Raw genomic sequence first — 12,119 nt, 5'->3', positions numbered from 1 at the left:
GCTCATGCCGGAGTCTCATCAAATGAAGTGTTTTTACATTAAGCGATATGATTAAGAGCAACAATTTTGTTTTTCCCGGAGCGCTTAGCTTGATACAGATAGTCATCTGCTTGCTGAAAAAATACATCTTTATCTTTGTTCATTTCCTCTGTATAGCTTTTCAGTCCAATGCTTACGGTTACAGAAACGAGTTGCAATTTCTCCTGAAAGGTCATTTTCTCCACTTCACGACGGATGTTTTCGACGATCTGATAAGCTTCTTCGAAAGTATGCTCGAACATCAAAATAGCAAATTCCTCACCGCCATAGCGAGCCGGAATGTCATTTGCGGTAATCTGTTCTGTAATGATTTGCGAGATGCCTTCCAAAATTTTATCTCCGAACTGGTGTCCGTAAGTATCATTGATCTTCTTGAAATTATCAATATCCACTAACGCCAGATGGATGATCGCGCCTTGTTCGGCATATTCGAGTGCTTTTTCATAAAAGTTTTGAAAGGACAAATGATTGTACAGCTTTGTCAAACCATCAGTCATTGACATTTTGCTGATAATCGCGTTACTGATCATTAATTCCTGTTGCGCGCGCTTTGTTTTATACAAATCCACTAACAAATCGCGGCCGCTGGCCTGAATAATGAGAGCAATAAAGGTGGACATAATCAAAAAGGTTGGAATCGCCACGATATCAAAGTCTGACAAATAGGTACGAAATGATGCATCCACTGCCAGCAACAGAAAAAAGACGACTACTTGTAATACAAAGGAAAGCCATATTAAGCGGCGATTGAAGAACAGGATAGAAGAGAAAATAGGCAACAAGCACAACGCTGTAATAATCCGGATATCATAGTTTAGGCGAATAATCATCCAGCAAATGACGGTACTTGCCATAAACAGGATCACAAAAGAATACCTGTTAAATTTAAAATGAGCCAACTCTGCCAGTAAGTTGGAACCACTCATGATTAGCGTGGGAACAATAAGGGTTCCGACGTAAAATTCATAAGGCGAAGCGTGGTAATCAAGAAATAAGTAGCTGCCCAGCTGGACGATAAAATGTACAGCTATAATCATCCAATACAGTAATAACATTTTGCGTACCCAGCGGGCTTGCTTTGTTTTGTAATCCATGGTTTGAGTAAGCCGTTTTGTCTTGTTCATGATGTCACCACACTTAATGTATCTTTAGCCATTCTCGTATTATAAGATACTATGTGATGAAGTTGAAGCTAATTTTTTTGAAGGCCATGAACTTGTTAGCCTAGCAACACTTTTACTTGGTGGATAGCCCCGTCCCCTGCAACCGGCAGAATATTATTCGTAAGGACGGTGCCATCTAAGGTAACTGTGACTACACCCTTGGAGACATGCTGTGGATTCGTGATATGAATCACGTAGGTATCACCGCGGAAGACGCGGGTGACTGTGAATTCGTCCCAGGCTGTAGGAATGCACGGATCAATACGCAGACCATCCCATTCGGGCTGAATACCGAGAATGGATTGAGTAATAGCTATAAAGTTCCATGCCGCTGTACCCGTCAGCCAGGAATTTTTGGCTTCGCCTGCACGAACAGCATCTTTGCCCGCAATCATTTGAGCGTACACATACGGCTCAGTGCGGTGAATGTCGCTAATGTCCTCTAGATAGGCGGGGGCAATTTTGCTATATAGCTCGAAAGCGCGATCCCCACGTCCTATTACGGCTTCCGCCATCATAATCCAAGGGTTATTGTGACAGAAAATACCGGCATTTTCCTTATACCCGGGAGGGTAAGATGAGATTTCGCCCAGATTGATGTAATAGCGAGAATACGGTGGATTTTGCAGCACAATGCCGTAGGGAGTTTCTAAACGATCACGTGTAGAATCGAGAGCTTTTTGAGCTAGACCTTCTTCAACGCCAATTCCTGCCATGACACAGAAGCCTTGAGGTTCAATGAAAATTTGGCCTTCCTCACAATCCTTGCTCCCTATTTTGTCTCCATAATGGTCATAAGCACGTAAGAACCATTCTCCGTCAAAACCATGCTCCAATGTGGCTGTTCGCATACGATCCACATATGCCTGAGCGGTTGCTGCTTCTTCATCCAGTCCTCTGCGCTTGCAAAGCTCAATAAAATCCGGTCCCGTATATACAAATAGTCCGGCGATGAACACGGATTCGGCTATTCGACCCTCCAGATTCTGAGTTGTCTGATAGGACTCATCTGGTGTAGCAGAAAAACAGTTGAGATTCAGACAGTCGTTCCAGTCAGCCCGGCCAATGAGTGGAAGACCATGCGGGCCCAGATTACCCACAACGTGGTAAAAAGAACGCTTCAAATGTTCAAACAGCGTAGCCGTACGCTCTACATTTCCGTCAAAGGGCACTTGTTCATCCAGTATGCCAAAGTCTCCCGTTTCTTTGATGTACGCTGCGGTACCGACAATAAGCCACAACGGATCGTCGTTAAAGCCACCGCCAACCTCGTGATTTCCTTTTTTGGTTAACGGTTGGTACTGATGATAAGCTCCGCCGTTTTCAAATTGAGTAGAGGCGATGTCGATAATCCGTTCTCTTGCCCGCTCCGGTATTTGGTGGACGAAGCCGAGCAAGTCCTGATTCGAATCCCGGAAGCCCATTCCACGCCCGATACCAGATTCAAAATACGAGGCGGAACGCGACATATTGAACGTAACCATACACTGATAAGGGTTCCATATGTTTACCATTCGGTTCAGCTTGTCGTCGTGGCTTTGAAGGGTATACTTGGACAGCAGATTATTCCAATAGGTCCGCAGCTCACTCAACGCTCGTTCTACATCAGCTTCATCCGCAAACTGCTTAATCATGGCATGTGCTTGTTTTTTATTAATAACACCGGGCGACTCCCATTTTTCTTCCTCGGGATTTTCCACATAACCGAGTATAAAGTTACAGCTTGTTTCTTCGCCTGGCTCCAGCGTTACCTCAATGCAATGTGATCCGACAGGGGACCATCCGCTGGCAATAGAGTTCGAGGCTTGCCCAACGGCGACCGATTGAGGCTGATCTAATCCGTTGTAGAGCCCCAGAAAAGCTTCACGGTCTGTATCATAACCCGCTAACGGACGATTAGCAGAGAAAAAAGCATAGTGATTGCGACGTTCACGGTATTCCGTTTTGTGATAAATGACAGAGTCTTGTATTTCAACCTCGCCGGTGTTCAAGTTGCGCTGATAATTGGTCATATCGTCATAGGCGTTCCACAGACAAAATTCCACGAATGAAAAGAGTTTGATCTTTTTGGTTTGTAACGATGTGTTCTGAAGCTTTACCTGATGGACCTCGCCGTCAAAGGAAAGGGGCACAAAAGCCAGCTGGGTGGCCCGAATACCGCTGCGTTCTCCCATAATTGAGGTATAGCCAAGTCCATGGCGGCATTCATACTGCTCCAGCTCCCGTTTGACTGGCATCCAACCTGGAGTCCAATAATCCCCATCATCATAAATATAAAAATAACGACCACCGTTATCGACAGGAATATTGTTGTACCGGTAACGTGTTAAGCGACGTAAGCGAGCATCCCGGTAAAATGCATAGCCGCCACTTGTATTGGAGATCAGTCCAAAAAATCGTTCATTACCTAAATAATTAATCCAGGGATAAGGGGTTTGAGGGGTGTGGATGACATATTCTTGATTGACATCATCGAAAAAACCGTACTTCATGGCGCAGAACTCCTTTCGATTTGAAAAAATAAAAGACCCAACACATGATTATATTCAAACATAGAGCCGTTCTTTCTTTAGAAAGACACTTCCTGCCTTATATAAAATGTGCTTGATTTTCTCAACCTTTCTTCTGGAATTTGCAAAATATTTAAAATGGGTAAATATACCTTTTTATGCTAAAATGAAAAAGTTAGAACTTAGCAAGGCAGGAGGTTGCAAGAATGGCACCTATCACATTATTTTTCATCCCGTATGCAGGCGGATCGGCGTCGGTCAGCTTCAAATGGAAAAAGTTGCTGCTTCCGCAGATTAAGCTTGTTCCACTGGAATTAGCGGGCAGAGGTATTCGTTCTGGGGAACCGCTAAAGGAAAGCATTGAGGAGATGAGCGAGGATCTGTTGCACAAGATCAGCGAAGAGATAGCCCCTGGCGATCCTTATGCCATATACGGCCACAGTATGGGGACGATGATCTCATTCGAGCTGTACTACAAGCTGGTGGACGGTGGATATGGCAAGCCTGCTCATCTGTTCGTTTCGGGTGGACGGGCACCGCATGTCCCAAGAAATTCCCCGTGGTTACACGATCTGCCCGCAGATCAGTTCAGGACGCATTTGCAGCGGTACGGTCAGCTTTCGGAAGCGATTTTTGACAATCGGGAATTATACGACTATTTTATGCCGGTGTTAAGAGCGGATTTCAAAGCTGTCGAGTTGTATAGGTACATGGCTAAAGCCGCACCTTTACATTGTCCTATCACCGCTTTGACAGGAATGACCGATAACACGGTGACCTTACAAGATGCGGAGGCATGGGCACACCATACGGATCAGCAATTTCGTATGTTTACCTTTGAGGGAGGACACTTTTTTATTCATGATGAAGTGGAACGGATTACGTACATCATCAATGAGACCTTGGAGCAGAGTACGGTAACAAGTAGCATACAACAATAATAATAAGAGGTGATTTTTAGTGACAGTAGGTGTATTGGCACATTTGTTTGGCAAGTTGCCTTATCGTGAATTGGCTGCAAAGGTAGGCGCAGCGGGCTTTACTCATGTTCAGCTGGCTCCGTGGAGAGCGATCAGTGATGTGGATTTTAATAAACCGGGTAAGTTCAATCCGGGATTGGCACTGTCTATCGCAGAAGAATTTCGTAAGCATGGTGTATCCATATCGGTGCTCGGGTGCTATTTACATTTTTTTATACAGGATGAGGAATTGCTGCGTGAAAATGTAGAGCGCTTCAAAGAGCTGATACGATATGCGGGTCTGTTAGGAGCACCAATGGTTGCAGCCGAAGTCGGACGTAATGAGGATGGTACCGCCTATACGGAACGTGACTGGAGAGTTGTAAGGGAAGTAGTGCGTGAATTAGCAGATGAAGCGGAGAAGTGGGGCGTATTCGTAGGATTGGAAGCTGCAAACGATCACTTGGTCGGAACTGCCGTAGAGTTGGCTGCCTTTCTGGAGGAAGTACCTTCTTCACACATCGGTGTTGTGATTGATCCGGGTAATCTGCTGAAAACGGAAAATCTGGCGCAGCAGGATGAGATCATCCGCGAAGCTTTCCAACTGCTGGGCCCTCGGATTATCGCAGCGCATGCCAAAGACCGGCGGTTGTCATCGTCAGGTGAAATTGAGACGGTGCCGCCAGGTTTTGGTGACATGAACTATGCCCTCTACATGGAACTGCTGGAGCAGTACAAGCCGGGGGTTCATATTATTATGGAAGCTGCTCAGGAGCATGAGATGGCAGAATCGAGACGTTATATCGAAGGTCATCGGATAGCCGCTCAGAAGGCGCAACAAGTGCAGACGAAATAATGTATTCTTTCATATACTCAGGAATGCTATGTCAATAATTCGAGAGACTTGGAAGCGCCTCCTTTTCCAAGTCTCTGTTCCTTTATCCTTGTTTAACCTTGCACAACCGCCACGATCACAATGACCCAGCTTGCCAAAAAAGCCAACCCGCCAATGGGGGTGATTGCCCCAAGCTTTTTCACACCAGATATACTAAGGGCATACAGACTGCCGGAGAACAGGAGAATACCCACCAGCATAACCCAACCTGCGGTAACGATGAGAGAAGAATGGACAAGGCTGTCAGCAAGAACTCCAAGCAGCAGCAAACCCAGTCCGTGAGCGATTTGATATTGAATTCCTGTCTGGAATATGCTCATCATGTCTACGGAAAGTCTCTTTTTCAATGCGTGTGCGCCGAACGCTCCCAGAGCTACGGCTAAAAACATCACGATACAACCAAGCAATAGCAAAATTTTCATGTTTTAACGCCTCCCTGTGAAATAGTACCGATTCCAATCGATTTCGTCAATTTTCCTTGTGAATCTCTAAACTTATAGAATTTTTCGACTCTCATTTGGCGCCTAGTGTGGTATATTTTTTCCAGGGCCAATGCGAAGCATTTGGAGCAATAGACAGCGAGTCCTCCACCTTTTTTATGGGAAAGTGAGGTGATGATGCTGTCTTTTTGTGCTGTCGTTTTTCGGAATAAAATCTTGTGTAAAGCCAAAATTGATAATGGAGAGGATGAATGCAAAAGTGATCAGCAGAAAATCAGTGTTCAGGAAATCTGTCTCTATGGTCATGTCAGCCATTTTGGTACTTCCGTTAACCTTGGGCTTATTTCAGGCAGGACCCGACCGTGCATCAGCCGCAACACCGGAATCGACACGCTTTTTACAATTGTATAAACAGCTGAAGGATCCGGCTAGCGGATACTTTTCAAAAGAAGGCATCCCTTATCATTCCGTTGAAACGCTTATGAGCGAGGCTCCAGATTACGGACACTTAACGACTTCGGAAGCGTACAGCTACTGGATGTGGCTGGAAGTGCTGTATGGTCATTATACCGGGGATTGGGGGCATTTGGAATCCGCATGGGATAACATGGAGAAATATATCATTCCTGTTAATGAAGGCGACGGTAAGGAAGAGCAGCCGACAATGAGTAACTACAACCCGAACAGCCCCGCCACCTATGCCGCAGAATACTCACAGCCGGATCAATACCCAAGCCGTCTGAGTGGACAGTATGGTGCTGGCAAGGATCCACTGGACTCTGAGCTGAAGGCAACCTATGGCAACAACCAGACTTATCTGATGCACTGGTTGTTGGACGTGGATAATTGGTACGGCTTCGGAAATCTTCTGAATCCGTCGCATACAGCAGCCTATGTAAACACCTTCCAGCGCGGGGAACAGGAATCGGTCTGGGAGGCTGTACCACACCCATCGCAAGACAATCAAAAGTTTGGCAAGCCTAATGAAGGCTTTATGAGCTTGTTTACCAAGGAAAATAATGCCCCTGCACAGCAATGGCGTTACACGAATGCCACCGATGCAGATGCACGGGCAGTTCAAGCAATGTACTGGGCTAAGGAATTAGGATATGACAACTCCGTATATTTGGATAAAGCTAAAAAGATGGGAGACTTTTTGCGTTACGGCATGTACGATAAATACTTCCAGAAAACCGGAAGCGCTTCCAACGGAAGTCCAATTGCTGGTACGGGTAAGGATGCCAGTCTTTATCTGATGGCATGGTATACAGCCTGGGGTGGCGGACTTGGCCAAAGCGGCAACTGGGCTTGGCGTATTGGTGCCAGCCATGCACATCAGGGCTATCAAAATGTCGTCGCAGCGTATGCGTTGTCCGATCAAGATGGTGGATTAATACCGAATTCACCAACGGCGGGACAGGACTGGGCGACCTCGCTGAAGCGCCAACTGGAGTTTTATACTTGGCTGCAATCCGATGAGGGGGCCATTGCAGGCGGAGCGACGAATAGCTGGGATGGTGCCTACAAGGCTTATCCATCCGGCACAAGTACCTTTTATGGCATGGCTTATACAGGGGCTCCTGTATATAACGATCCACCCTCGAACAACTGGTTCGGGATGCAGGCTTGGCCTGTCGAGCGAGTTGCCGAGCTGTACTACATTTTAGCCAAGAAAGGGGATACTTCGTCCGAGCAGTTTAAAATGGCTAAACAAGTGACGGAAAACTGGATAGCGTGGTCCAAGAGCTATGTATTTGCCAACGAACGGCCTGTGACTGATGCACAGGGATACTATTTGGACGCTCAAGGTAAGCGTATTCTGGGTGGCAAGAATCCGAAAGTGGCTACTACAGCGGCTAAAGGTGAGTTCTGGCTACCGAGCAATCTGGAATGGAGCGGAAAGCCTGAAACCTGGAGCGGATTTGCCAATCATAAAGGGAATACCAATCTCCATGTGGTAACAAAGAATCCGGGGCAGGATGCCGGAGTGCTGGGCAGCTATGTTAAAGCACTTACTTTCTTTGCTGCTGGAACGAAAGCTGAAAAAGGAGACTATTCCGAGTTAGGCAAGGAAGCTAAGGATCTGTCTAAAGCTTTGCTTGATGCTGCATGGGGTTATAACGATGGTATAGGCATTACAACGAAGGAAGCGCGCGAAGATTATTATCGTTATTTTACCAAAGAAGTGTATATCCCGAGCGGCTGGAGTGGTAAGACTGGGCAAGGCAACACGATCCCTGGCACCGACGCTACACCGTCTGATCCGTCTAAAGGTGGTAATGGTACGTATTCCAGCTACAGCGATATCCGCCCTAATATCACCAAAGATCCGCAATGGTCCTATCTTAAAGATAAATACACGACTTCATGGAACAAGCAGACCAAAAAATGGGATAAAGGCGCTCCAGAATTTACGTATCACCGTTTCTGGTCCCAAGTTGATATGGCAACGGCTTATGCCGAGTATGACCGTCTCATTAACGGTAGTGGACCAACCGAGCCTACAGCTCCCAAAGCTCCGGCAAATGTGAAGGCAAACGCAGGGGATGCTCAGGTTACACTGACCTGGAGCAAAGCGACGGGTGCCGATAGCTATACGGTCAAGCGCTCCACAACCAGTGGTGGCCCATATACTACAGTAGTAACAGTAACAGACAGCACTTACAAGGATACAGGAGTGGTGAATGAAACCACTTATTATTATGTGGCAAGTGCAACAAATTCTTTAGGAACCAGCCCGGATTCTGCCGAGGTCAGTGCCAAGCCTACGGCAGCACCCATTCCAGCAACGGGAGATGTGATTGCCCAATACCGCGTGGGCGACACCAACCCGGGAGATAACCAGATTCGGCCACTGTTCCGTATTGTAAACAAGGGTAAAGAAGCAGTTGATCTGAAAAATGTCAAGCTGCGATACTACTACACCGTAGATGGCGACAAGTCACAGGAATTCCATTGTGACTATGCACAGTTGGGCAGTAGTAACGTTCAGGGACGTTTTGTGAAACTGGATAAGGCCGTTACAGGCGCAGATTATTATCTGGAAATCTCCTTTGGAGCTGGTGCGGGAAGTCTGGCAGCAGGGGAAAACACAGGGGACATTCAGATTCGCATGAACAAGACGGACTGGAGCAACTATAACGAAAGTGATGATTTTTCCTATGATCCAACCAAGACATCTTATACGGATTGGGGCAAAGCACCATTGTATATAAATGACAAACGTGTCTGGGGTCTGGAGCCTTGATTGTAAACTAATTGTAGAGATTACGGGCGGAATGTGAGATCATTTAATTCACTTCCGTCCGTTTTTTTGTGATCGGATTCGTGGTACACTATGATCGTTACATTATTACATACATGACCGAGGTGACCTGAGACATGAATGACAATTTGGCACAGGCTCTGAATGAGCAAATGAACTTTGAATTTTACTCCGCTCACGTATATCTGGCGATGGCTGCTTATTGCTCCAGTGAAAGTCTGGATGGGTTTGCAAACTTCTTCCTGGTACAAGCTGAGGAGGAACGGTTTCATGCCATGAAACTGTATAAATACATTAATGACCGTAGAGGACGCGCCACATTGGCTGCATTGCCGGAGCCAAAAAACAGCTACGATTCCATGCTGGACGTATTTGAGCATGGCTACAAGCATGAGCAGCAAAACACGCAAAAATTTTATCATCTGGCTGACTTGGCCCTCGATGGACGCGAGCATGCAACGATCCATTTCCTGAAATGGTTTATTGATGAGCAAGTCGAAGAGGAAGCTCTGTTCGACAGTGTTATCCAGAAGCTTAAGCGCATTGAAAGAGACAGCAACGCCTTTTATATGCTGGACAGCGAGTTTGCCAAACGCAGCTTTACTGCCCCTGCGGAGTAATACAGCATACATGGTGTGTTTTGAATGCCGGAGATATGGCCAGCATTTTATTCGTCTAGAAAGTAAAAAAGCCCGATTTTCGGGCTTTTTTGCGTTGACTTTAATTAACGAATTCCCATCTTTCTAGGGGCTATTGTTATTTTAAATGGAGTTATAGAAAAAATTAATTTGTCGCTGGATGTTGAGCATGCTACAGTTATGTTAATTTTTATATCTGATTAAGTAGATAGGATTAATTATTTTGGTGATTCACGAGCATTATAATAATACTATAGGAAGGCGGGTTAGTATGAGTGAAATCTATCGTCTGGCACTCCAAGAGGATGCAGAAAGATTGCAGTATGTGACGTATGAGGCGTATGAAACAATTCGGCAGTTGGAGCTTCGATGGCCTGCCGCTCAGGCAGATGTTGCTCTCATTCAAGAAAACATTAAAAATAATGATTGCTATGTGCTGGAAGTAGACGGTGTCATTCAGGCTACCGTTAGCCATCTCAAAAATAGAGCCCTTAATTTTATAACCGATCTACCGTTTGTGATGTGGTTTGCTGTAGACCCGGCTGCCCAGGGCAAAGGATATGGGAAAAAACTGCTGAATTGGGTAGAGCAAACGATTATTCGTGACAAGGTCGGTGCTCCTGCTGTGACACTGGCGACTGCGGAAAAGCATCCCTATTTGCTATCCATGTACGAGCGTTGGGGGTATGAACGTATCCATGCTTTTGACCATGGAACAGGGGACGGGACGATGCATTTACTGCGTAAAGTGGTGAATCCTGAATTATTCTCCACCTACATTCGTGAAAAAAATGAAGCCGAGACAGCTAACCGAAATTAGACGCGATCATAGGGAACGGAAGAAGCCGATTCGTTCGCAGAAAGGGGGCAGGAGCGAATGAAGTTTGTATTGTTCAGCCTAATGGCTAATCTGCCTAATGCGATTACCGGAGAAGCCTGGAGTTCGCAGCAAAAATTCCAAAATGTAATTAAGCAGGCTGTGCTCGCAGAGGAGCTTGGTTTTGATGCGTATGGTGTGGGGGAGCGGCATGGTGCGCCTTTTTTGTCGTCTTCACCTCCACTCGTTCTGACCGCTATAGCAGCGAGAACTGAACGGATTCGTCTGCTGACGATGGTAACGGTGCTTAGTATTCTTGACCCGGTACGCGTAGCTGAGGATTATGCGACATTGGATCATTTATCGGGCGGAAGATTAGAACTGATTATCGGAAAAGGCAATGATCCACGCCATTATCCGTTGTTTGGAATTACGGAGGAAGAGCAGTGGGAATCGTTAGCAGAACGCTATCGTCTGCTCAAACGGCTATGGAGCGAGGAAGAGGTTACGTGGAAGGGCAACTATCGGCCCCCGCTGTATCAGGTCACGACACAGCCACGCCCGTATCAACAGCAAATTCCGATATGGCATGGAAGTGCCTCCAGTACATTATCGACGGAGCTGGCTGCACAATATGGAGAGCCGTTATTTTCCTCAAATTCTTTCCATCCTCAGGCCAAGTATAAAGGCTTAATTGATCATTACCGTGAACGGCTGGCTTATTACGGTCATGACCCGGCTCAGGCTGTAATTGGTGCCGGAGCCGGGAGCTTGTATCTGGCGGATACAGACGAGGAAGCGATCAGACGCTATCGCCCGTATTATGATGCTTACCACTCGACGGCGGCGGCTCAGCATAATCAATCCCCGTTTACAAGTTTGGAGGATAACATCCGCAACGGTCCAGTTCTGATTGGTTCTGCGGACAGCGTTCTCGAAAAAATACGGAACTATTATACTGCGTTCGGCCATCAGGTACTCAGCATAAGCGTGGATGGGCTGGGAGAGCAGGAGCAGCTTGAACAGCTGCATCGGTTTGCCGAGGATATCATTCCTGTGCTGCGGCGAGAGATTCCCAGCACTATTTGGCAGCAGGTGCCGAACCTACACAAAGAAAATGGATCACTGGCTGCTATTCCTAATGGGGCTCCCTCCATTTCTCCTATTTTCCAATTGTGATTGATGAATAACGTTACCCTCTCTCATGAAAGCAACCGAAGTAGCGGTGTTTTCGGGTCGATAGCGACTGAGAGAGGGTCTTTTTAGTTTTAGACAAATTGACAGAGATAAATAAAAAGAGTAACGTAATTTGTATATTCATTTAAATCGCATAAAATTAATCGGATTAATTAAAATTTAAAGATGTGGAATCTAATGATATAAAGGAGGAATT

The 12,119-nt window shown here is 46.2% G+C and carries 9 protein-coding genes; 6 read left to right on the top strand and 3 right to left on the bottom strand.

The annotated features are described in order from the left end of the window. Positions 1 to 38: 38 nt before the first annotated feature. A complete protein-coding gene (locus MHB54_RS27495) occupies positions 39 to 1,163 on the bottom strand; it encodes a GGDEF domain-containing protein (RefSeq protein ID WP_028541333.1) in 1,125 nt (374 codons plus the stop codon). 95 nt (positions 1,164 to 1,258) lie between these two features. Continuing rightward, a complete protein-coding gene (locus MHB54_RS27490; RefSeq protein WP_023988538.1) occupies positions 1,259 to 3,694 on the bottom strand; it encodes a GH36-type glycosyl hydrolase domain-containing protein in 2,436 nt (811 codons plus the stop codon). A 224-nt stretch (positions 3,695 to 3,918) separates the two neighbouring features. Between MHB54_RS27490 and MHB54_RS27485 the strand changes: the two genes are divergently transcribed. Together MHB54_RS27485 and MHB54_RS27480 are read left to right on the top strand one after the other, a co-directional pair. Further along, positions 3,919 to 4,653, top strand: coding sequence for a thioesterase II family protein (locus tag MHB54_RS27485; RefSeq protein ID WP_076295940.1), 735 nt, complete (start codon positions 3,919 to 3,921; stop codon positions 4,651 to 4,653). Between the two features lie 19 nt (positions 4,654 to 4,672). Further along, positions 4,673 to 5,527, top strand: coding sequence for a sugar phosphate isomerase/epimerase family protein (locus MHB54_RS27480; RefSeq protein WP_068939447.1), 855 nt, complete (start codon positions 4,673 to 4,675; stop codon positions 5,525 to 5,527). A gap of 92 nt (positions 5,528 to 5,619) precedes the next feature. Here the strand turns inward: MHB54_RS27480 and MHB54_RS27475 are convergent, their stop codons facing one another. Next, entirely contained in the window at positions 5,620 to 5,988 is a 369-nt protein-coding gene (locus MHB54_RS27475; protein WP_013310289.1) for a DUF423 domain-containing protein, read from the bottom strand. Between the two features lie 316 nt (positions 5,989 to 6,304). Here MHB54_RS27475 and MHB54_RS27470 point away from each other — a divergent pair, with 316 nt between their 5' ends. The 4 genes from MHB54_RS27470 (at position 6,305) to MHB54_RS27455 (ending at position 11,905) form a co-directional block, all read left to right on the top strand. Beyond that, entirely contained in the window at positions 6,305 to 9,253 is a 2,949-nt protein-coding gene (locus tag MHB54_RS27470; RefSeq protein WP_264454841.1) for a glycoside hydrolase family 48 protein, read from the top strand. 134 nt (positions 9,254 to 9,387) lie between these two features. Beyond that, positions 9,388 to 9,891 (top strand): ferritin, encoded by a 504-nt coding sequence (locus MHB54_RS27465; RefSeq protein ID WP_013310291.1) that lies wholly within the window; start codon positions 9,388 to 9,390, stop codon positions 9,889 to 9,891. Positions 9,892 to 10,180: 289 nt separating this feature from the next. Continuing rightward, positions 10,181 to 10,729, top strand: a complete 549-nt coding sequence (locus MHB54_RS27460; RefSeq protein ID WP_023988541.1) for a GNAT family N-acetyltransferase — start codon at positions 10,181 to 10,183, stop codon at positions 10,727 to 10,729. A 57-nt stretch (positions 10,730 to 10,786) separates the two neighbouring features. Further along, the gene (locus MHB54_RS27455) at positions 10,787 to 11,905 is read left to right on the top strand and encodes an LLM class flavin-dependent oxidoreductase (protein ID WP_023988542.1); all 1,119 of its coding nucleotides are present in this window, start codon (positions 10,787 to 10,789) and stop codon (positions 11,903 to 11,905) included. Positions 11,906 to 12,119 lie beyond the last annotated feature (214 nt).

The sequence above is a fragment of the Paenibacillus sp. FSL M7-0802 genome (genome assembly GCF_038004945.1).
GTDB lineage: Bacteria > Bacillota > Bacilli > Paenibacillales > Paenibacillaceae > Paenibacillus > Paenibacillus polymyxa_B.
This window is presented reverse-complemented; position numbering and strand designations above follow the sequence as displayed.

Excerpts from the sequence above, each read along its gene's own strand:
- MHB54_RS27495 (WP_028541333.1), bottom strand. The coding sequence starts at position 1,163 with ATGAACAAGACAAAACGGCTTACTCAAACCATGGATTACAAAACAAAG.
- MHB54_RS27490 (WP_023988538.1), bottom strand. The coding sequence starts at position 3,694 with ATGAAGTACGGTTTTTTCGATGATGTCAATCAAGAATATGTCATCCAC.
- MHB54_RS27485 (WP_076295940.1), top strand. The coding sequence starts at position 3,919 with ATGGCACCTATCACATTATTTTTCATCCCGTATGCAGGCGGATCGGCG.
- MHB54_RS27475 (WP_013310289.1), bottom strand. The coding sequence starts at position 5,988 with ATGAAAATTTTGCTATTGCTTGGTTGTATCGTGATGTTTTTAGCCGTA.
- MHB54_RS27470 (WP_264454841.1), top strand. The coding sequence starts at position 6,305 with ATGGTCATGTCAGCCATTTTGGTACTTCCGTTAACCTTGGGCTTATTT.
- MHB54_RS27465 (WP_013310291.1), top strand. The coding sequence starts at position 9,388 with ATGAATGACAATTTGGCACAGGCTCTGAATGAGCAAATGAACTTTGAA.
- MHB54_RS27460 (WP_023988541.1), top strand. The coding sequence starts at position 10,181 with ATGAGTGAAATCTATCGTCTGGCACTCCAAGAGGATGCAGAAAGATTG.
- MHB54_RS27455 (WP_023988542.1), top strand. The coding sequence starts at position 10,787 with ATGAAGTTTGTATTGTTCAGCCTAATGGCTAATCTGCCTAATGCGATT.